Annotated in this window: 19 protein-coding genes; 11 read left to right on the forward strand and 8 right to left on the reverse strand. The window is 71.4% G+C overall.

Going from position 1 to position 21,345, the window contains the following annotated elements:
* The first annotated feature begins 37 nt into the window (after positions 1–37).
* The 5 genes from OHN19_RS37870 (at position 38) to OHN19_RS37890 (ending at position 5,059) form a co-directional block, all read left to right on the forward strand.
* Positions 38–811, forward strand: a complete 774-nt coding sequence (locus tag OHN19_RS37870; protein ID WP_330268514.1) for an MHYT domain-containing protein — start codon at positions 38–40, stop codon at positions 809–811.
* 84 nt (positions 812–895) lie between these two features.
* Positions 896–3,418: a sensor histidine kinase gene (locus tag OHN19_RS37875; protein ID WP_330268515.1), complete on the forward strand. Its 2,523-nt coding sequence runs from the start codon at positions 896–898 to the stop codon at positions 3,416–3,418.
* On the forward strand, positions 3,415–3,888 hold the full coding sequence (locus tag OHN19_RS37880) for a roadblock/LC7 domain-containing protein (protein WP_391193820.1): 474 nt from the start codon (positions 3,415–3,417) through the stop codon (positions 3,886–3,888). Before OHN19_RS37875 ends, OHN19_RS37880 begins: the two co-directional genes overlap by 4 nt.
* Before the next feature lie 22 nt (positions 3,889–3,910).
* Positions 3,911–4,324, forward strand: coding sequence for a DUF742 domain-containing protein (locus OHN19_RS37885; protein ID WP_330268516.1), 414 nt, complete (start codon positions 3,911–3,913; stop codon positions 4,322–4,324).
* Between the two features lie 129 nt (positions 4,325–4,453).
* Positions 4,454–5,059 (forward strand): GTP-binding protein, encoded by a 606-nt coding sequence (locus OHN19_RS37890; RefSeq protein ID WP_330268517.1) that lies wholly within the window; start codon positions 4,454–4,456, stop codon positions 5,057–5,059.
* Between the two features lie 12 nt (positions 5,060–5,071).
* Here the strand turns inward: OHN19_RS37890 and OHN19_RS37895 are convergent, their stop codons facing one another.
* Positions 5,072–5,500, reverse strand: a complete 429-nt coding sequence (locus OHN19_RS37895; protein WP_330268518.1) for a PPOX class F420-dependent oxidoreductase — start codon at positions 5,498–5,500, stop codon at positions 5,072–5,074.
* Between the two features lie 94 nt (positions 5,501–5,594).
* Between OHN19_RS37895 and OHN19_RS37900 the strand changes: the two genes are divergently transcribed.
* Both OHN19_RS37900 and OHN19_RS37905 read left to right on the forward strand, forming a co-directional pair.
* Positions 5,595–6,008, forward strand: a complete 414-nt coding sequence (locus OHN19_RS37900) for a roadblock/LC7 domain-containing protein (RefSeq protein WP_330268519.1) — start codon at positions 5,595–5,597, stop codon at positions 6,006–6,008.
* A 124-nt stretch (positions 6,009–6,132) separates the two neighbouring features.
* Complete coding sequence (locus OHN19_RS37905; RefSeq protein WP_330268520.1) at positions 6,133–7,014, forward strand: DUF6397 family protein; 882 nt, start codon at positions 6,133–6,135, stop codon at positions 7,012–7,014.
* 66 nt (positions 7,015–7,080) lie between these two features.
* On the opposite strand, the gene OHN19_RS37910 is transcribed toward OHN19_RS37905, so the two are convergent.
* Positions 7,081–7,947, reverse strand: coding sequence for an acyl-CoA thioesterase II (locus OHN19_RS37910; RefSeq protein ID WP_330268521.1), 867 nt, complete (start codon positions 7,945–7,947; stop codon positions 7,081–7,083).
* 73 nt (positions 7,948–8,020) lie between these two features.
* Entirely contained in the window at positions 8,021–10,534 is a 2,514-nt protein-coding gene (locus tag OHN19_RS37915) for a DEAD/DEAH box helicase (protein ID WP_330268522.1), read from the reverse strand.
* A gap of 145 nt (positions 10,535–10,679) precedes the next feature.
* On the opposite strand from OHN19_RS37915, the gene OHN19_RS37920 reads away from it, so the two are divergent.
* On the forward strand, positions 10,680–11,474 hold the full coding sequence (locus OHN19_RS37920; RefSeq protein WP_330268523.1) for a metal-dependent hydrolase: 795 nt from the start codon (positions 10,680–10,682) through the stop codon (positions 11,472–11,474).
* A gap of 62 nt (positions 11,475–11,536) precedes the next feature.
* Here the strand turns inward: OHN19_RS37920 and OHN19_RS37925 are convergent, their stop codons facing one another.
* From OHN19_RS37925 to OHN19_RS37940, 4 genes are all read right to left on the reverse strand, one after another.
* Positions 11,537–11,797 (reverse strand): type B 50S ribosomal protein L31, encoded by a 261-nt coding sequence (locus tag OHN19_RS37925; RefSeq protein ID WP_330268524.1) that lies wholly within the window; start codon positions 11,795–11,797, stop codon positions 11,537–11,539.
* A gap of 33 nt (positions 11,798–11,830) precedes the next feature.
* Entirely contained in the window at positions 11,831–12,301 is a 471-nt protein-coding gene (locus tag OHN19_RS37930) for a DUF5709 domain-containing protein (RefSeq protein ID WP_330268525.1), read from the reverse strand.
* A gap of 401 nt (positions 12,302–12,702) precedes the next feature.
* Positions 12,703–14,484, reverse strand: coding sequence for an ABC transporter ATP-binding protein (locus tag OHN19_RS37935; protein WP_330268526.1), 1,782 nt, complete (start codon positions 14,482–14,484; stop codon positions 12,703–12,705).
* Entirely contained in the window at positions 14,481–16,496 is a 2,016-nt protein-coding gene (locus OHN19_RS37940; RefSeq protein WP_330268527.1) for an ABC transporter ATP-binding protein, read from the reverse strand. Before OHN19_RS37940 ends, OHN19_RS37935 begins: the two co-directional genes overlap by 4 nt.
* A gap of 168 nt (positions 16,497–16,664) precedes the next feature.
* Between OHN19_RS37940 and OHN19_RS37945 the strand changes: the two genes are divergently transcribed.
* The 3 genes from OHN19_RS37945 (at position 16,665) to OHN19_RS37955 (ending at position 20,670) form a co-directional block, all read left to right on the forward strand.
* On the forward strand, positions 16,665–17,429 hold the full coding sequence (locus tag OHN19_RS37945) for a L,D-transpeptidase family protein (protein WP_330268528.1): 765 nt from the start codon (positions 16,665–16,667) through the stop codon (positions 17,427–17,429).
* 56 nt (positions 17,430–17,485) lie between these two features.
* A complete protein-coding gene (locus OHN19_RS37950) occupies positions 17,486–19,141 on the forward strand; it encodes a peptide-N4-asparagine amidase (protein ID WP_330268529.1) in 1,656 nt (551 codons plus the stop codon).
* Positions 19,142–19,311: 170 nt separating this feature from the next.
* Entirely contained in the window at positions 19,312–20,670 is a 1,359-nt protein-coding gene (locus tag OHN19_RS37955; protein ID WP_330268530.1) for a cation:dicarboxylate symporter family transporter, read from the forward strand.
* Between the two features lie 171 nt (positions 20,671–20,841).
* Here OHN19_RS37955 and OHN19_RS37960 read toward each other — a convergent pair whose 3' ends face one another.
* Positions 20,842–21,279, reverse strand: coding sequence for a MarR family winged helix-turn-helix transcriptional regulator (locus OHN19_RS37960; protein ID WP_123759149.1), 438 nt, complete (start codon positions 21,277–21,279; stop codon positions 20,842–20,844).
* Positions 21,280–21,345: the final 66 nt, after the last annotated feature.

Here is a 21,345-nt window from a genome sequence, read left to right on the forward strand (position 1 = left end):
CTTTGTGCGCCCCTGACCCCACTAGCGTCCCTTGGCCATGGGACACCTGGACCACGCAGCCCTGGGCTGGCTGACGCCCACACTGTCGTACGTCATGGCCTGCATCGGCGCCGCGCTCGGCCTGCGCTGCACCGTCCGCGCCCTCGGAGCGACCGGACGGTCGCGCCGCAACTGGCTCATCACGGCCGCCTCGGCCATCGGGACCGGCATCTGGACCATGCACTTCGTGGCCATGCTCGGCTTCAGCGTCAGCGGTACCGACATCCGCTACGACGTACCCCTGACCATCGCGAGCCTGCTGGTCGCCATGGTCGTCGTCTCCGCCGGCGTCTTCGCGGTCGGCTACAGCCGTGACCGGATCCGCGCGCTCCTGCTGGGCGGACTCACCACCGGGCTCGGCGTGGCGAGCATGCACTACCTGGGCATGGCGGCCGTACGACTGCACGGCGACGTCGACTACGACCCGGTACTCGTCGGCCTCTCGGTCCTCATCGCCGTCGTCGCGGCGACGGCGGCCCTGTGGGCGGCGCTCAACATCAAGTCGCCCGTCGCCGTCACCATCGCCTCGCTCATCATGGGGGCCGCCGTCAGCAGCATGCACTACACCGGGATGTTCGCGGTGAGCGTGCGGGTCGCCCCCTCCGGCGCCGTCCTGCCCGGGGCCACGGCGATGCAGTTCATCTTCCCGCTCGCCGTCGGGCTCGGCTCCTACCTCTTCCTGACCTCGGCCTTCGTCGCGCTGTCACCCACGACAGGAGAGCGCGAGGCCACCGCATCGGCCCAGCGTGCGGTCGAGAGCGTCCCCTCATAGCCGCGGCGTCCCCTCCAGGCGGCGGATCCGAGCCCCGGACGGCCCCGACGAGACGCCCCGAACCCTCTCCCGATCGAGGAGGCCATGCGTACACCGCGTAGGACCCCCACTGCCGGCGCCGAGCCGCCGCCCACGACACCCGCGCGCGGCCGTCGCGCCCATGCCGGCCCACCGGCGGACGAAGTGCCCGACGGCACCGGGGGACCGGTACCGGAGGACATACCCGCGCGCGCGGGACACTGGCGGATACGCCCCCGCACCGTCCGCGCCAAGATCGTCTGCCTGCTGATGGTGCCCGTCGTCTCGCTGCTCGCCCTGTGGGCGTACGCGACCGTCAGCACCGCCCAGGACGTCTCCCGGCTGCGGCAGTTGCAACGCGTGGACGACGCCGTCCGGTCGCCTGTCGCCGACGCCGTGACCGCGCTCCAGGCGGAGCGTGCCGCGGCGGTCCGGTACGCGACCGACCCGTCCGCCGCACAGAGCGACGACCTCCGCAAGCTCGCCGCACGCACCGACAAGGCCGTCGCCCGGCTGCGACTCGGCGACGACAACACCGTCGCCGACGGCGAGGAACTGCCCGCCGGAGTCGCCCAGCGCCTCGAGGCCTTCGTGACCGGCGCCGAACAACTGCGCTCCCTGCGCACCGCCGTGCTGGACCGCAGCGCCGGATGGGACGAGACGTACGGCCGCTACACCAGGACCATCGCCGGTGCCTTCGCGGTGGGCGGTGCCCTCACCGGCATCCAGGACGCCGAACTGGGCTCCGACGCGCGCGTGCTGCTCGAGTTCTCCCGCGCGGGCGAGTCGCTGGCCCAGGAGGACATCGTACTGGCCAGCGCGCGCCTGTCCGGCGTCCTCGCCGGAGAGCGGCTGCGGCTGTTCACCGGGGCCGTCGACACCCGTCGGGCCCTCACCGAGAGCGCCGTCGCCGACCTGCGCGGCTCCGACCGTGCCGCCTGGCAGAAGGTCGCCGGCAGTGGCGCCTACGCCACCGTGACCGCGGCCGAGGACCGGACACTCGCCGCCGCGCCCGGCGTGCGCGCCGTCGAGTCGACGCCGGAGACCACCTGGCGGGCGGCGCACACGCGTGTGCGCAGCGGCATGCGGGCCGTCGAACAGGCGGCGGGCAGCGGAGTCGCCCACCGCGCCGACCCGTTCACCCGGGGCCTGCTCACCCCGGCGGGCGCCGCCGTCCTGCTCGGGCTCGTCGCCGTCGCCGCGTCCCTCGTCATCTCCGTGCGCATCGGACGCGGCCTCGTCGTCGAACTCGTGAGCCTGCGCAACAGCGCCCTGGAGATCGCCCGCCGCAAACTCCCCGACGCCATGGACAGGCTGCGTGCCGGCGACGAGATCGACATCCGCTCCGAGGCCCCGCCCGGGCCACCCGCCGAGGACGAGACCGGCCAGGTCGCCGAGGCCCTCGCCACCGTCCACCGCGCCGCCCTGCGGGCCGCCGTGGAGCGCGCCGAACTCGCCAGCGGCATCTCCGGTGTCTTCGTCAACCTCGCCCGCCGCAGCCAGATCCTCGTCCACCGCCAGCTGAGCCTGCTCGACAGCATGGAACGCCGCTCCGACGACCCCAACGAACTGAGCGACCTCTTCCGGCTCGACCACCTCACCACCCGCATGCGCCGCCACGCGGAGAGCCTGATCATCCTCTCCGGCGCCGCCCCCGGCCGTGCCTGGCGGATGCCGGTGTCGCTGACCAACGTGGTGCGCGCGGCCGTCTCCGAGGTCGAGGACTACGCGCGCGTGGAGGTACGCCAACTGCCCGACGCCTCCGTCGTCGGCGCGGCCGTCGCCGACCTCACCCACCTGCTGGCCGAGGTCATCGAGAACGCAGCCCAGTTCTCGCCGCCCCACACGCGTGTGCGCGTCACCGGCGAACCCGTCGGCAACGGCTACGCCATCGAGGTCGAGGACCGCGGTCTCGGCATGGGCAAGGAGACCCTCGCCGAGGCCAACCGACGCATCGAACAGTCCGAGGCGCTCGACCTGTTCGACAGCGACCGGCTCGGCCTGTTCGTGGTCAGCAGGCTCGCGGCCCGCCACGGCATCAAGGTGCACCTGCGCACCTCGCCCTACGGCGGTACCACCGCGGTCGTCCTGCTGCCCACGGCGCTGCTGCACATCAAGGCGGCGGAACGTTCACCCGCCAAGGCCGCCGACCGGGAACGGCTCACGGAACGCGAGTACGCGCGGGTGGCCGCCGAACGGGACCGGGAGTCCGTCCCCGCCTCCGCCGAGCGACCTGCCCTGGTGGCCCCCCGCGCGGCCGCCGCCGACCGGGGGACGACCGACACACCGCCTGCCGGAGTGACCGCCTTGCGTCTGCACCGACCGCCTGACGAGCCCCAGGAGTCCGACGAGCTTCCCCGCCGGGTGCGCCAGGCGAGCCTCGCTCCCCAACTGCGCGAGCAGCGCTCTGAGGAACCGCCCCCGGCAGCCGCCCGCCGGGACGACGACGGCCGTACGCCCGAGGTCGTACGGGATCGGATGGCCGCGTACCGGGACGGCTGGGCGCGCGGGGGCGGCAGGCAGCCCGGGCGCGGTGCCGTTCCGGATTCCCCAGCGGGCAGAGACAGCAGCGAAGGAGACCGAGGATGATCCAGGACCCGAGCACGAGGGCCGACATGGGGGTCCCCCCGCGCGAGCGCAACCGGGAGTGGGGGAGGTCCGGCGAACTCGACTGGCTGCTGGACGACCTGGTGCTGCGCGTGAGCGAGGTACGGCATGCCGTCGTGCTCTCCAACGACGGCCTCGCCGTCGGGTCCTCCACGGACCTGCGCCGCGAGGACGCGGAACACCTCGCGGCCGTCTCCTCCGGCTTCCACAGCCTGGCGAAGGGCGCGGGACGGCACTTCGGGGCCGGGGGAGTGCGCCAGACCATGGTCGAGATGGACGACGGCTTCCTCTTCGTGGCCGCCGCGGGAGACGGCTCCTGCCTCGCCGTCCTCACCGCGGTGACCGCCGACATAGGCCTGGTCGCCTACGAGATGGCACGGCTGGTCAAACGGGTCGGCGAGCACCTCTACACGCCGCCGCGCGTGGGCGCGCGGCCGCCCGCCGCCGGATGAGAGGGAAGGGCGGTCGGCACGCATGACCGAGGACATGGCGGGCGCCCCGCACGAGCAGGGCAGCCAGTGGTACGACGGTGAGGCCGGGCCGCTCGTCCGCCCCTACGCGATGACGGGCGGACGCACCCAGCCCGGCCCCACCGGGGTGCGTTTCGACCTGATCGCCCTCGTCACCCTGGACGCGGGCGCGCCCGGCCCCGGCGAGGACACCGCGCTCGGACCGGAACACCGGGCCCTGATCGACCTGTGCCGCACGGAGACACAGTCGGTGGCGGAGCTCGCCGCGGGCGCCGACCTGCCCGTGGGCGTGGTCAGGGTGCTCCTGGGGGACCTGCTGGAACTCGGCTGTGTCACCGTCAGCCGCCCGGTACCCCCCGCACAGCTTCCTGATGAACGGATTCTGCGCGAGGTGATCGAAGGGCTTCGGGCGCTGTAGATGAACGTTCAGAACCGGGCAATAAGCGGTCGAACCACCCGAAGGCGAGCCCTGGTTGTCATGATGCTGATTTCGCGACCCATTGCCGACGTCGCCGCCCGTTGCCGGCCCTCCCGAGAGAAGTGATCGATGGTCTCCGAGAACTCCGACGCCCAGGGCGGCGAATCGACCGCCCTCGCGCTGAAGATACTGGTCGCCGGCGGATTCGGCGTGGGCAAGACCACCCTGGTGGGCGCGGTCAGCGAGATCAGGCCGCTGCGCACCGAGGAACTGCTCAGCGAGGCGGGCCAGTTGGTGGACGACACCGACGGCGTGGACCAGAAGGTCACCACGACGGTCGCCATGGACTTCGGACGCATCACCATCCGCTCCGGCCTGTCCCTCTACCTCTTCGGCACCCCCGGCCAGGACCGCTTCTGGTTCCTGTGGGACGAGTTGTCACAAGGGGCCCTGGGTGCCGTCGTCCTCGCCGACACCCGGCGCCTGGAGGACTGCTTCCCGGCCGTGGACTACTTCGAGCACCGGCACATCCCGTTCGTGGTGGCCGTCAACTGCTTCGCCGGCGCCCGGACCTACGGCGCCCACGACGTGTCCCGCGCCCTGGACCTCGACCAGGGCACTCCGGTGGTGCTGTGCGACGCACGGGACCGCGACTCGGGCAAGGAGGTGCTGATCCGCCTGGTCGAGTACGCCGGGCGGATGCACACCGCCCGGCTGCTCGACTCGGTGGGCTGACCGCCGGACACGTCAGTCGGCGACGCGTTTCTGCGCCAGCACCTTGTCGATCCGCACGCGGACGAGGAGTTCCCCGGGGACGCCGTTGCGGGCACCGAACTCCTCGGCCCGCTCCTCGCCCATGTACCGCGCGCCTATCCGCCCCGCCCAGTGCCGGACCTCGTCGAGATCCTCCGATATCCGGGCCCGGCCCTGGATCACCACGTAGTCGAAGGGCGGCCGGTCGTCGTCCACGCACAGGGCGACGCGCCCGTCCCGCGCCAGGTTGCGCCCTTTGACAGTGCCCTTCCCGGTGTTGAACACCAGGTCGTCACCGTCGAGCACGAACCAGATGGGCGCCACATGCGGACTCCCGTCGGCCCTGACGGTCGACAACTTGCCGGTACGAGTGCCGTACGAGACGAACTCCCGCCATTCCTCATCGGTCATCTTCTGTGCCATGTCCCCATTCTCCTTGCCCCGTTGACGGTCGTGGGGAAGGCTTTGCGGGAGATCCTCCGGGCCGGAGGAGACGTCACACGGGGAGACGGGACACATGCCGGAGAAGCAGGGCCTCGGCTGGCTGCTGGACGATCTGACCGAGCGCGTCGACCACGTCCGGCACGCGCTGGTGCTGTCCAACGACGGGCTGGTGACGGGCGCCAGCACCGGACTGCGCCGCGAGGACGCGGAACATCTCGCCGCCGTCTCGTCCGGACTGCACAGCCTCGCCAAGGGTTCGGGGCGCCACTTCGGCGCGGGCCAGGTACGGCAGACGATGATCGAGTTCGACGACGCGGTCCTGTTCGTCACCGCGGCCGGCACCGGCAGCTGTCTGTGCGTGCTCAGCGGCTCGGACGCGGACATCGGCCAGATCGCCTACGAGATGACACTCCTCGTCAACCGGGTCGGCGAACACCTCGACGTGGACGCCCGCCTCCCCGAGCGGAACTCGGCGCCCGACCTCTGACCTGCGTGTTCTTCGGCTCCCGTGGAGTTATCCACAGGCCCGCCACGCGTCTCGCCCCACCGGCTACGGTTTTTGTCACGGCGAGCGCACACAGCGTGAGCGATGACTCCACGGGGGAGCGATCATGTCCAGCAGTACCATCACCCAACACCAGCGCCACTCCTGCACACCCAGCCGCGCAGCGCGGGAACTGGGCCTCAAGCGGAGCGAGTTCGACCTCGCCGTCCACCTGGGCCAGATCCGCACGGTGCCCGACGAAGGGGGCGGGGGGCGCCGCGTGACTCCTTCGGAGATCGACCGGCTGCGGGCGACGGAGGGCTTTCCGGACGCGCTGCGCGAGCGGGTACGGCTCGTGGGCACCACCGAGGGCGCAGAGGTCATGGACATCCCCGTCGGCAGGTTCACCCGCCTGGCCCGCCTCGGCCTGATCTCGCCGGTGCGCTTCTATCTGAACCGGTACCGGGCCGTCGTGTGGCTGTATCTCGCCGAAGAACTCGAGGAGTTCACGACAGTCGGGGAGAACAAGGCGCTGCTGACCGGGCGGATGCCCGAAGGGCTGCGCGACATGCTGGACGAGGGCGTGGACCTGCGTGCCCGCAACTGGCGCGGACGCCACCGGGGATTCCTTCTGCGCCTCGCCGAGGACCCGTGGGAGAGTGCCGGCGTCCTCGCCGCCTTCCTCGACGCCGCGCAGGTCGCGGAGCTCGTCCCGGACCCCTACGACCGCTCCCACCTGGGCCGTTTCCGGCCGGGACCGCCCGCCCAGGGGGCGCTGGGTTCACCCGCCGCGCACCTCATCGAGAAGATCATGACGGCGGACGACCCGGCAGAGATCGAATGGCTGAGGAGCGAGCTGCTCCGAGCCCTGGACGACGCGCGGCGGTTCCGGCCCGCGCCGCGCCCGGCGGCCCGGCACACACCTCCCGACCTGCCACCGGGGGACCCGGCGCCGCAGGAACCGTCCCGCGGGGGCCTGCTGGGCTGGCTCCGGCGCAGAAGCGCCTGAGCCGGCGGCGCCCTCCTGAGCGCTTGAGCCGGCAGTGCCGTGAACAGCTTCTCCTGAGCGCCTGACCTACAGCGCCCGGAACAGCCCCTCCTGGACGACGGACACCAGCAGGCGCCCCTCCACGTCGTAGATCCGGCCACGGGCCAGCCCGCGGCCGCCCGTCGCGATCGGCGACTCCTGGTCGTACAGGAACCACTCGTCCGCCCGGAAGGGCCGGTGGAACCACATGGCGTGGTCCAGCGACGCGATGTCGAAGGTCCGCGGGCCCCACAGGGGTTGCACCGGAAGGCGGACGGCGTCCAGGAGGGTCATGTCGCTCGCGTAGGTCAGCGCGCAGGTGTGCACGACCGGGTCGTCGCCGAGCGGCCCGACCGCACGCATCCACACCGCGCTGCGCGGCTCGGCGTCCTTGACCTCCTCGACGCTCCAGCGCAGCCGGTCCACGTACCGGATGTCGAAGGGCTGGCGGCGCGCCATCCGCTCCAAGTGCTCGGGCAGCTCACCCATGTGTTCCCGGATCTCGTCGCCGACCCGCGGCAGCGACTCCGGGTCCGGGACCTTGCGGGCGGGCGGCAGCTGGTGCTCGAAGGAACCTTCCTCAGGCTTGTGAAAGGAGGCGGTGAGATTGAAGATCGTGCGGCCCTGCTGCACCGCGGTGACCCGACGGGTGGTGAACGACCGCCCGTCCCGCACCCGCTCGACCTGGTACACGATCGGCACCCCGGGCCGGCCCGGGCGCAGGAAGTACGCGTGCAGCGAGTGCACCGGGCGGTCGCCCTCCGTGGTGCGGGCGGCGGCCACCAGCGCCTGGCCCGCGACCTGGCCGCCGAAGACCCGCTGGAGGGACTCGTGCGGGCTTCGGCCACGGAAGATGTTGACCTCGATCTGCTCCAGGTCGAGCAGATCGACGAGCCTTTCGGCCGGGTTCGTCATGGGTGGGATTCTCCTTGGCTCACAACTGGGCTGCGGCTCACGAGAGGCCTGGCGCTCACAACCGGCCTCAGGCTCACAGCTGTCCGACATCGGTGACCCGGACGACCGCGCGGCCCTCCGCGTCGGAGGCGGCGAGGTCGATCTCCGCGCTGATGCCCCAGTCGTGGTCGCCGTTCGGGTCGGCGAAGGTCTGCCGGACGCGCCACAGCTTGTTCTGCGGCTCCTCCTCGATCCGCAGCAGCTTCGGGCCGCGGGCGTCGGGACCGGTGCCGAGGTCGTCGTACTCGTCCCAGTACTTGTCCATCGCCTCGCCCCACGCGTCGGCGTCCCAGCCGGAGTCGGCGTCCATCTCGCCGAGCTCCTCGACCTGGTCGAGGGCGGCGAGTTCGACGCGGCGGAAGAGGGCGTTGCGGACCAGGACGCGGAAGGCACGCGCGTTGGTGGTGACCGGCTTGACCTCGTCGGCCCTCTCCTGGGCCTCCTCGGCGGTCATCTCCTCGGGGTTGGCGAGCTGCTCCCACTCGTCCAGGAGGCTGGAGTCGACCTGGCGGACCGTCTCGCCGAGCCACTCGATCAGGTCCTGGAGGTCCTCGGACTTCAGGTCGTCCGGGATGTTGTGGTCGAGCGCCTTGTAGGCGCCGGCGAGGTAGCGCAGGACAATGCCCTCGGTGCGGGCCAGCTCGTAGAAGGACACCAACTCCGTGAAGGACATGGCCCGTTCGTACATGTCACGGATGACGGACTTCGGGGAGAGCGGGTGGTCGCCGACCCACGGATGGCTCTTGCGGTACGTGTTGTACGCGTGGAAGAGCAACTCCTCCAGGGGCTTGGGGTACGTGACGTCCTGGAGGCGCTCCATGCGCTCCTCGTACTCGACGCCGTCCGCCTTCATCGCGGCCACCGCCTCGCCCTTCGCCTTGTTCAGCTGGGCGACGAGGATCTGCCGGGGGTCGTCCAGGGTGGACTCCACGACGGACACCATGTCCAGGGCGTAGGAAGGCGATTCGGGGTCGAGCAGCTCGAACGCGGCGAGCGCGAACGTGGACAGCGGCTGGTTGAGCGCGAAGTCCTGTTGCAGGTCCACGGTGAGGCGGACGATCCGGCCGCTGGCGTCGGGCTCGTCGAGCTTCTCGACGATGCCGCCGTCCAGCAGAGAACGGTAGATGGCGATCGCCCGCCGGATGTGCCGCAGCTGCTGCTTGCGCGGCTCGTGGTTGTCCTCCAGGAGGTGCCGCATCGCCTCGAAGGCGTTGCCCGGGCGGGCGATCACCGACAGCAGCATGGTGTGGGTGACCCGGAAGCGGGAGGTCAGCGGTTCCGGCTCGGAGGCGATCAGCTTCTCGAAGGTGCTGTCCGACCAGGCGACGAAGCCCTCGGGCGCCTTCTTGCGCACGACCTTGCGGCGCTTCTTCGGGTCGTCGCCGGCCTTGGCGAGCGCCTTCTCGTTCTCGATGACGTGCTCAGGGGCCTGGGCGACGACGAAGCCGGCCGTGTCGAAGCCGGCCCGGCCCGCGCGGCCCGCGATCTGGTGGAACTCGCGGGCGCGCAGGGTGCGGACGCGGTTGCCGTCGTACTTGGTCAGCGCCGTGAACAGCACCGTGCGGATGGGCACGTTGACACCGACGCCGAGGGTGTCGGTGCCGCAGATGACCTTCAGCAGACCGGCCTGGGCGAGCTTCTCCACCAGCCGCCGGTACTTGGGCAGCATGCCGGCGTGATGGACACCGATGCCGTGGCGGACGTAACGGGAGAGGTTGCGGCCGAACTTGGTGGTGAAGCGGAAGTTGCCGATCAGCTCGGCGATCTGGTCCTTCTCCTCGCGCGAGCACATGTTGATGCTCATCAGTGCCTGCGCCCGCTCCACGGCCTGCGCCTGCGTGAAGTGCACGATGTAGACCGGCGCCTGCTTGGTCTCCAGGAGCTCCGTCAGGGTCTCGGTGAGCGGGGTGAGCTTGTACTCGTAGGAGAGCGGGACGGGGCGGGTCGCCGAGCGGACCACCGACGTCGGCCGGCCGGTGCGCCGGGTCAGGTCCTTCTCGAACATCGAGACGTCGCCGAGCGTGGCCGACATCAGGACGAACTGCGCCTGCGGGAGCTCCAGGATCGGGATCTGCCAGGCCCAGCCGCGGTCCGCCTCCGCGTAGAAGTGGAACTCGTCCATGACGACCTGGCCGACGTCCGCCTGCTTGCCGTCGCGCAGGGCGATCGACGCGAGCACCTCGGCGGTGCAGCAGATGACGGGCGCGTCGGCGTTGACGGAGGCGTCACCGGTCAGCATGCCGACGTTCTCGGTGCCGAACATCTTGCACAGCTCGAAGAACTTCTCCGACACGAGCGCCTTGATGGGCGCGGTGTAGAAGGTGACCTCGTCACGGGCGAGGGCCGCGAAGTGCGCACCCGCCGCGATCATGCTCTTGCCGGAGCCGGTGGGCGTCGACACGATCACGTTCGCGCCGGAGACCACCTCGATCAGCGCCTCCTCCTGGTGGGGGTAGAGCGTGAGACCCCGCTCCCCGGCCCACGACTCGAAGGCTTCGTAGAGGGCGTCGGGGTCTGCGGTCTGCGGCAGCTGATCGATGAGGGTCACGGACCCATCTTGCCTGGCGTCCTCACCTATGGGGGAATCGGTTGCCGGCAGGAAGATCACGACCAGTACGCTGTGTCGCCGACGGGGCGTCAGCGCAGCCGGTCAACTGGACAGTGGTACACGAGGAATGGGGCGGGCTACGCCGATGATGGGACCAGCACACTCACTGTCGGGCGCCGCCGCCTGGCTGGGCGTAGGAGCGGCCGCCGCCGCCACCGGGCACACCATGCCGTGGCCCGTACTGCTGGCCGGAGCGCTGATCTGCGCGGGCGCCGCGCTCGCTCCCGACCTCGACCACAAGGCGGCCACGATCTCGCGGGCCTTCGGGCCGGTCTCACGGGCCCTGTGCGAGATCGTCGACAAACTCTCCTACGCCGTCTACAAGGCCACCAAGAAGCAGGGCGACCCGCGTCGCTCCGGCGGTCACCGCACGCTCACGCACACCTGGCTGTGGGCCGTGCTGATCGGTGCGGGCTGTTCGGTGGCGGCGATCACCGGTGGCCGCTGGGCGGTGCTGGCGATCCTGTTCGCCCACATGGTGCTGGCCATCGAGGGTCTGCTGTGGCGCGCGACCCGGGGCTCCAGCGCCGACGTCCTGGTGTGGCTGCTGGCGGCGACCAGCGCGTGGATCATCGCCGGTGTCCTGGACAAGCCGGGCAACGGCTCGGACTGGCTGTTCACCCAGCCCGGCCAGGAGTACCTGTGGCTGGGGCTGCCGGTGGTCCTGGGGGCGCTCGTGCACGACATCGGGGACGCGCTCACGGTGTCGGGCTGCCCGATCCTGTGGCCGATCCCCGTGGGCCGCAAGCGCTGGTACCCGATCGGGCCGCCGAAGGTGATGCGGTTCCGGGCGGGCAGCTGGGTCGAGCTGAAGGTGCTGATGCCGGCGTTCATGCTGCTCGGGGGAGTGGGCTGCGCGGCGGCGCTGAACTTCATCTGAGGCCGGGACGCGGGACCACTGACACGCCCCGGGGTCCTGTCGCGCCGGGTGCGGCCGAGCGCTCAGCCGCCCTGGCCGGTCCCGCCGCCGTACCGGCGCTCGAAGGCGGCGACGCGGCCCTCCGAGTCGACCGTGCGCGCCTTACCGGTGTAGAAGGGGTGGCTCTCGGAGGAGATCTCCACGTCCACCACCGGGTAGGTCTCGCCGTCGTCCCACTCGATCGTCCGGTCGCTGGTCGCGGTCGACCGGGTCAGGAAGGCGTAACCGGCGGAGCGGTCACGGAAGACGACCTCGTGGTAGTCGGGGTGCTTGTCCTGCTGCATGGCGGCTCCTCGTGCGCTGCGGGTGTCGTGCTGTCAGCCGGACCGGGAATCCTCGTCCACGATGTGCATCGCGGCCTCCTCCGCGGACGCCGCGGCGCCGTCGATGCCCACGTCCGTGGCGATCAGCGCGCTCTCCTCGTCCTCGTGCGCCCCTTCGTCGGGGGCCACGAGACGGCCGGAGCGCATCGCGCCGACCTCGTTGTCCAGGAGCTCGCCGTCGGTGCCGTCGGCGTCGCCGATGCCGTCGCCGTCGAACGGCACGGAGTCGGGGAGCTCCTCGGCGAGCCGCTGGTCCAGTGTCTCGCCCCGTCGGCGTTCCGCGGCGGTGACACCGGTGTGCTCCACGGCCCACGGTCTGTCCGGCGGGGACCAGCCGCGGTCCAGGGGGTCGTCGACCCCGTCGTCCTCCAGGGTGTCCTCCGCGTCGAGCAGACCCGCGTCGTCCTGGATCTCGGAGCCGTCGGGCTGGTAGACGTCGTCTCCCCATCCGTCGGAGCTGTCCACGGGTACCTCCAGGTGAAGGGGACGGACCCGAGCCTTCCGCGGCCCACGGCGGGCCTCGGGCCCACGGGGCACTTGCCGCGCCCGCCGACGGATCGAACCGCCCGCACACGCTCCCTGAGCCGGTGCTGCTGTCCAGCCTTCCACCCCGCTTCGGGACCGCGCAACGCCACGGGGGCGCTGCGCCGGCCTGAGCGGGGTTCGGAGGGGGCCGGACCAGGCGTGGGGCGGGGAGGGTGTCGGAGTGCGCTGCGGTGGGTGTGGGTGGCCCTCGGGTCACTCATCCGAGGAGTCGGCCCACGCACCCCGCCCCCTACGTCCCGCTCTGCGGCCCTCCCCCCGCCCCCTACGCCCCGCTCCCCGGACCGCCCCGTCTCCCCGGTGAACGGCGCCGCCTCGGCACCTCACCCGTGCCAGGACCTCCACAACGCCGCGTACGCGCCGTCCGCCGCTACCAGCTCCTCGTGGCTGCCCAGCTCGCTGATGCGGCCGTTCTCGACGACGGCGATGACGTCCGCGTCGTGGGCGGTGTGGAGACGGTGGGCGATGGCGACGACCGTGCGGCCGTCGAGGACGCGGGCAAGGGAGCGTTCCAGGTGACGGGCGGCCCGGGGGTCGAGCAGCGACGTCGCCTCGTCGAGGACCAGCGTGTGCGGGTCGGCCAGGACCAGGCGGGCCAGTGCGACCTGCTGGGCCTGGGCCGGGGTGACGGTCAGGCCGCCCGAGCCGACCTCGGTGTCGAGGCCGTCGTCGAGCGCCCGCGCCCACCCGTCCGCGTCGACCGCGCCGAGCGCCGCCCACAGCTCGGCGTCCGTGGCGTCCGTCCGGGCGAGCAGGAGGTTGTCGCGCAGGGAGCCCACGAAGACGTGGTGCTCCTGGTTGACGAGAGCCACATGCTCACGGACCCGTTCGGCGGACATCCGGGACAGCTCGGCGCCGCCCAGCGTGATCCGGCCGTCCCGGGGCGCGTAGATGCCGGCCAGCAGCCTGCCCAGGGTGGACTTGCCGGCGCCCGAGGGGCCGACCAGCGCCAGCCGGGTGCCGGGCGCGACCTTCAGGGACACCTCGCGCAGCACGTCCACACCCTCGAGGTAGCCGAAGTGCACCCGGTCCGCGTCCACGTCCCGCCCGTCGGGCGCGAGCCCGGTGTCACCCCCGGCCGGCTCGATGTCCCGCACGCCCACCAGCCGGGCCAGCGACACCTGCGCCACCTGGAGCTCGTCGTACCAGCGCAGGATGAGCCCGACCGGGTCGATCAGCATCTGTGCGATCAGGGCGCCCGTGGTGAGCTGGCCGACCCCGATCCACCCCTGGAGGACGAACACCCCGCCGACCATCAGCACCGACGAAAGGATCATCACGTGGCTGACGTTGATGCAGGGGAAGAGCACCGACCGCAGCCACAGGGTGTACCGCTCCCAGGCGGTCCACTCCTTGATCCGCTGCTCCGACAGCTCGATGCGGCGGGCGGCGAGCCGGTGTGCCTCGACGGTGCGTCCGGCGTCCACGGTCTCCGCGAGCGCGGCGGCCACGGCGGCGTACCCGGCGGCCTCCGACCGGTAGGCGGACGGAGCCCGCTTGAAGTACCAGCGGCAGCCGACGATCAGCACCGGCAGGGCCAGCAGGACGGCGGCGGCCAGCGGCGGCGCGGTGATCACGAGTCCGCCGAGCAGCAGGGCCGCCCACACCACACCGATCGCGAGTTGCGGTACGGCCTCGCGCATGGCGTTGCCGAGCCGGTCGATGTCGGTGGTGATCCGGGACAGCAGGTCGCCGGTCCCGGCCCGTTCCAGGACCCCGGGCGGCAGGCCGACCGACCGTACGAGGAAGTCCTCGCGCAGGTCGGCCAGCATCTGCTCGCCGAGCATCGAACCGCGCAGCCGCACCTGCCGTACGAAGAAGGCCTGTACGACCAGCGCGACCACGAACAGCCCCGCGGTCAGTTCCAGATGGAGTTCGCGCGCCCCGTCCGAGACCCGCTCGACGAGGTCGCCGAGCAGCCAGGGCCCGACCATGGAGGCCACGACCGAGACCGTGTTCACGCCGACGAGCAGTCCGAAGGCGCGGCGGTGCCGGCGGAACAGTTCGGCCACGTAGGCGCGTACGGTCGCGGTGGCCCCGACGGGCAGTGTGTTCGCCGTCGTCGGTGCCGCCGGGTCGTACGCCGGTGGCGCCACGCCGATCATGCGCTCTCCTCGATCTCTTCCAGTGCGTGCAACACGTCCTGCTCGTGCAACACGTCCTGCTCGTGCAGTACGTCTTGCCCGTGCAGTACGTCCTGCTTGTTCAGTACGTCTTGGTGGTTCAGCGCGTCGCCCAGCGCGGTCTCTTCGTCCGTCTCGCGGGTCACGACCGCCCGGTACCGCGGTTCCTTGTGCACCAGCTCCCGGTGCACGCCGACCGCCACGACCTCGCCGTCGTGGACGAGCACCACCCGGTCGGCGCGGTCCAGGAGCAGGGGCGAGGACGTGAACACCACGGTGGTGCGACCGGTCCGCAGGTCCCGGACTCCGTCCGCGATCCGTGCCTCGGTGTGCGAGTCGACCGCGGAGGTCGGCTCGTCCAGGACGAGGACCTCCGGGTCGGTGAACAGCGACCGGGCCAGGGCGAGGCGCTGGCGCTGGCCGCCCGAGAGGGAGCGCCCGCGTTCGGTGATGCGCGCGTCCATCGGGTCATCGGCGTCCAGGGACCCCTGGACCAGGGCGGCCAGTACGTCGGCGCACTGCGCGGCCGCGAGCGCCTGCACGGCACCGACGGCACCCGAGGCGGGGACGTCGAGCAGTTCGCGCAGGGTGCCGGAGAGCAGGACCGGGTCCTTGTCCTGGACGAGGACGGCGGTGCGCGCCGAGTCGAGCGGCAGCTCGTCCAGCGGCACCCCGCCCAGCAGCACGGATGTGCCCGCCTCCGAGGGGTGTCCACCGAGCCGTTCGGCCAGCAGCCCCGCCGCGTCCGGGTCGCCGCACACCACTGCGGTGAGCCGTCCGGAGGGGGCGAGCAGACCGGTGGCCGGGTCGTACAGGTCCCCGGAGGGCACGCCCACCGAGCTCTCCGCGCGGCCCGAGCCCTCCGACTGCCCAGCGGAACCCGAGTCCTCCGACTGCCCAGCGGAGCCCAGGCCCTCCGAGCGCCCAGCGGAACCCAGGCCCTCCGAGCGCCCCACCTCGCCGGTGTCCTCAGCCCCCCGCGCCCCGTCAGCGGACGTGGCCCGCTCCAACGACAGCACCCCCGCCGCCCGCTTGGCGGACGGGCGTGAGAAGGAGTACGCCATGGCGATCTCCTCGAAGTGCCGCAGCGGATAGGTCAGGATCATCACCGAGCTGTAGACGGCGACCAGTTCGCCGACCTCCACCCGGCCCTGTTGGGCCAGGTGGACGCCGTACCAGACGACCGCGATCAGCAGCAGACCCGGCAGCACGACCTGGATCGCGGCGATCAGGGACCACATCCGGGCGCTGCGCACGGCCGCGTGGCGGACCTCCTGGGAGGCCTTGCGGTAGCGGTCGAGGAAGAGCTCCTCGCCACCGATGCCGCGCAGGACGCGCAGACCGGCGACGGTGTCGGAGGCCAGTTCCGTGGCGCGGCCCGCCTTCTCACGCTGGAAGTCGGCGCGTTTCGTCGCCTTGGGCAGCAGCGGCAGCACGGAGAGGGCCAGCACCGGCAGGCCCACGGCGACCACCACGCCGAGGGCGGGCTGGTAGACGACCATGCCGACGCAGACCACGACGATGGTGACCGCCGCCGCGGTGAACCGGGACCAGGCCTCCACGAACCAGCCGATCTTCTCGACGTCACCGGTGGAGACGGCCACGACCTCGCCGGCGGCGACCCGCCGGGTCAGCGCGGAGCCCAGGTGCGCGGCCTTGTGGGCCAGGAGCTGCTGGACGCGCGCGGCGGCCGTGATCCAGTTGGTGACGGCGGTGCGGTGCAGGAAGGTGTCGCCGACCGCGTTGCCGACGCAGCACACCGCCAGCAGACCGCCGGCGAGGGCCAGTCGGCGGCCGGAGTGGTCGACGACCGCCTGGACGGCCACGCCGACGCAGAACGGCAGCGCGGAGACGGAGAGGAAGTGCAGCAGTCCCCAGGCCAGCGACTTCAACTGTCCGCCCAGCTGGTTCCTGAAGAGCCACCACAGAAACCGGGAGCCCGAGCGTGCGTCGGGCACTCCCGGGTCGGGATACGGAAGGTCTTGGATCTGCATGACGGATGCGTCCCAGTGGCTCGTGTCAGGGGTGTGGGAAGAAGCCGCACACGGCGGCTGCAAACCGTGAAAGGGTCGCGGCAGAGCGTGGTCGGGGGCAACAGGTTTTCCGCCGCGACGCACGGAACCGGTGCCGTCGGCCCAGGGTCCCGGTGCGACGATGGGGCGATGCGAGGCGGAGGCGTACGGCGGACCGCGGTGACGACCACGGCGTCGGCAGCGCTGCTGCTCCTCCTGGGAGGATGCGGCGGCCCGGACCGGGTTCCGGCACACACCGGCACCCCCGACACCAAGGCGGCCGCCGAACCCGCGGACCGACCGACCCGTATCCCCGGCGTGGATGACCGTCTCCAACCCCGTGTCCCCGGCGTCGGCACCCGCCTCCAACGCCGCGTCCCCGCCGACTCCCGCCAGGTCCTCGCGGTCTACGGCGACGGCAGGAACTCCGCGGACGCCACCGTCGTGCTGTACGCCAAGCGCGGCTCCGGCTGGGACCGCGTCCGCGGCTGGCCCGCCCACAACGGCAGGAAAGGCTGGACCACCGACCACCACGAGGGCGACAGGCGCAGCCCCGTCGGGGTGTTCACGCTCAGCGACGCGGGCGGGGTGCTCCCGGACCCCGGCGCGAGACTGCCGTACACGAGGTCCGCCGCGATCGCCGCTCCCCGCTGGTGGCCCAGGTCCTACTGGCACGACTTCGACTACGTCATCGCCATCGACTACAACCGCGTCGAGGGCACCCCGCCCAACGACCAGACGCGGCCCGGGGGTTACTCCAAGGGCGGCGGCATCTGGCTGCACATGGACCACGGCAGCGGTACGTCGGCCTGCGTCAGCGTGTCCAAGGAGGCGATGCGGTATCTGCTGCGCACGCTCGATCCGGACCGGCATCCCGTGGTGGTGATGGGGGACAGGGCGGACCTGTCGGCATAGGTCCGCTGCGGGAGGCGTCATTGCGGGGGAGACCCGACTCGCCGTAGAACACGGCCATGAAGAGACGGATAGTCATGTCCATGCTCGCAGGAGCGGCCGTCCTGGCGAGCACCCTGCTCGGAGCGACGCCCGCTCAGCCGGCGCCCCGTACCCAGCCGGCGCCCCGCGCCGAGCAGGCCCCCCACGCCCAACCCGCCGCCACCCCCGTCCCCGCCGAGTTCGGCACCGACTGGCACGACCCGGTCACCGCCGGCCCGCCCGTCGCCAGACCCTCGGGCAGGTCCTGCCAAGTCACCGTCGCCCAAGCGCAGTTCCGCGATTTCACCCCCTACACGGGCACCTACACCCCGCCCGAGGGCTGCGGCGACCGCTGGGGCAAGGTCGTGCTGCGGCTCGAAGGCAGCGTCAAGGGACGGCAGTTCGACCGGCTCGGGTATCTGCACATCGGCGGGGTCGAGATCTTCCGCACCTCCACCCCGCAGCCCTCACCCGACGGCATCGAGTGGTCCGTCGAGAAGGACGTCACGCGTTACAGCGACACACTCCGCGGCAGCCATGACGTGGAGATGCTCATCGGGAACGTCGTCGACGACACGTACACCGGGATCATCGACGTCAAGGTGACGCTGACGTTCTACGCGGGCGCACCGGACGCCAAGGCGACTCCCGACCGGGTGCTCACCCTCGCCGACGGCACCCTCACCACCCCGCGCAACAGCGAACGCATCGTCGCCGAGGTGTACGCCACCGGCTCCGGCGGCGGCTGCGAGGAGTACTGGTATCTGACGGTGCCGTCGAACGCGCCGTACTCCTGCCAGGCCGAGGGCGGCCCCTACCGCGAGGTCCAGATCAAGGTCGACGGTCAACTCGCGGGCATCGCCGCCCCGTTCCCGACCGTGTGGACCGGCGGCTGGTCCAACCCCTTCCTCTGGTACGTCGTTCCGGGCCCCCGCGCCCTCGACATCAAGCCGATCGAATACGACCTGACGCCCTTCGCCGGGATCCTCAACGACGGGCGCCCGCATCGCGTGGAGGTCTCGGTCGTCGGGGTGCCCGCGGGGCAGTCCGGCTGGAGCACCCCGGTGAACGTCCTCGTCTGGCAGGACGCCAAGAGCAAGCACGTCACCGGACGGCTCACCACGCACCGGACCGGCGTCCTCACCAACTCCTCGACGTACACGCCCGGTTCGGAGCAGCGCGTGGACACCGAGGGCGACCACCGGCTCACCGTTGCCGGGTACGTCGACACCTCGCACGGCCGCGTGACGACCACCGTCCGACGTGCGCTGGCGAACACCTCCACGCATCGCTGGGGCGACGGCGAGAACCCCGACGCGCTCAAGGCCACCTGGACGGACGACGAATCGCTGACCGTCGACGGCCGCGGCCCGGCCCGCACCACCCGCACCCTCCGGACGTACACGATGGACGGCACGACCACCATCGGCGCGGGCGACCGGCTCCGGACCGTGCTGACCCTCGGGGACCGCGCCGAGACCACGGTGAGCCAGGCCGGCCACCGCACCGCGTGGTCCCGGCTCGACGACACCTACGCGGGCGACGCCACGTACACGATCAATGTCCCGCGCGATCAGCGGCACGCCGTCGGTACGACGAGCGAGCGCTACCGGATCCGGGGTTCGGCGGGGTGCTACGACCGCTCACTCGTCACCGTGCAGGGGGTGCTGACGGAGGAACGCGACGACTGCTGACCCGAGTTGTGTGCGATGCGTCACAGGCTGGGTGATTTACGCGCCGGAAACACGGCGGTCTCTCACGCGATCAACGGTCCCTCCAGAGTGATCTCCACGGAAGCCGCTTTCCGTATCGCAGAAGTCTCCCCGGGCTTCTGTGGCTCCCCGTCCCCCCTCAAGGAGTGCCCGTGCCGCCGTCCGTCCCGTCCTTGCCGCGACGCGTCGCACGCATACTGCGTACCTCTCTCTTCGTCCAGGTCGCCGTGGCGCTGGTCCTCGGCATCGTTGTCGGAAAGCTGTGGCCCGGCTTCGCCTCGGACCTCCAGCCGCTCGGCGACGGCTTCACCAGGCTCATCAAGACGATCATCTCGCCGCTCGTGTTCTGCGTGGTCGTCGTCGGCATCGCCAAGGCGGGTGACCTCAAGGCGTTCGGCCGGATCGGACTCAAGGCGCTGATCTGGTTCGAGGTCGCGAGCACGCTCGCGCTGATCATCGGACTGGTCGCCGCCAACGTCGTCCAGCCCGGCTCGGGGATGCACGTCGACCCCGCGACGCTCAACTCCGCGGCCGTGGACGCCAAGACGGGCGGCGGACACCTGCCCTCGACGACCGAGTTCATCGTCAACGCCCTGCCGACCAGTTTCATCGGCGCCTTCGCCGAGAACTCGCTGCTCCAAGTGCTCATCCTGGCCTGTCTGGTGGGCGCCGCGCTGCTGCACCTCGGCCACACCAAGGTCCCGCAGGTGCTGCCCGCCATCGAGCAGGCCCAGGAGATCATCTTCGCGGTCGTCGGTTTCGTGATGCGCCTCGCGCCGATCGCGGTGTTCGGCGCGATGGCCGTCCTGATCGGCCAGTACGGCCTCGGCGTCATCGAGACCTACGCCAAGCTGATCGTCCTGTGCTACGCGGCCGCCGCCCTCTTCATCGTGCTGCTCGCCGTCGCGCTCAAGGCGCTCACCGGGCTCAGCCTGTGGAGGTTCCTGCGCTACATCCGCGAGGAGATGCTGCTCGCGCTCGGCACGGCGTCCACCGAGTCCGTCATGCCGCGCGTGATGCAGAAGCTGCGCAAGGCCGGCGCCCGCGACGACGCGGTGGGCCTGGTGCTGCCGACCGGCTACTCCTTCAACCTCGACGGCGCCTCGCTCTACCTCTCCATCGGCACGCTGTTCATCGCCCAGGCCGTGGGCGTCGACCTCAGCCTGAGCCAGCAGATCACCGTGGTCCTGGTGCTGATGCTGACCAGCAAGGGCATGGCGGGCATCCCCGGCTCGGCCTTCCTCGCCCTGTCCGCCACGGCGTCCTCGCTGGGAGCGATCCCCGCCGGGGCCGTTGCCCTGCTGCTCGGCGTCGACCGCATCATGGACTCGATGCGCGTCGTGACGAACCTCCTCGGCAACTGCGTCGCGGTCTTCGCGGTGTCCCGCTGGGAGGGCGCGCTGGACATCGACAAGGCCAAGAAGGTGCTGGGCGGCGAGGTCGTGCCCGAGGCGGAGCCGGAGCCCGAGCCGGAACCGGCCGCCAAGGAGTCGCCCGCCGAGGTCATGTGACCAGCGTTCGGAAACAGGCCGCGGCCACCGCTCCAGCCCTACGGAGCGGTGGCCGCGGCCCGTTTGCCAGTGCTGCCGGTCGACTCCTCGGTGCTGCCAGGCCACGTCCCAGTGCTGCCGGTCCACGCCTCAGTGCGGCCACTCCACGTCTCAGTCCTGCCGGTCCACGCCTCAGTGCTGCCAGTCCACCAACGTGTCCAGCAGTCCCCCCAGCGCCCGGCGCTGCTCGTCCGTCAGCGGAGCGAGGATCTCCTCCGCGGCCGCCCTGCGCACGGCGTGCAGTTCCTGAAGGGCCTTCACCCCGTCGTCCGTCAGCTCGATGCGGATCACCCGCCGGTTGGCCGGATCCGGCACCCGCCGCACCTTGCCGCTCGCCTCGAGCCCGTCGACCAGCGTGGTCACCGCGCGCGGCACCACCTCCAGCCGCTCCGCGAGGTCGGCCATCCGTGGTGGCGTGTCCCAGTGCGCGAGGGTGCGCAGCAGCCGGGACTGGGCCGGAGTCACGCCGAGAGCGCGCTCGTGCAGCAGGCGCTTCTGGATGCGGAACACCCGGCGCGTCAGCCTGAGCAACTGCTCCGCGAGCAGACCGTCGGAATCTGGCGTGGTCATGCGGGAACAATATCAGGACCTAGTTCATTGTGAGCATAGGTAACAATGAGCTAGGCTCCGTCAGTC

This window comes from Streptomyces griseorubiginosus (assembly GCF_036345115.1).
Lineage (GTDB): Bacteria > Actinomycetota > Actinomycetes > Streptomycetales > Streptomycetaceae > Streptomyces > Streptomyces griseorubiginosus_C.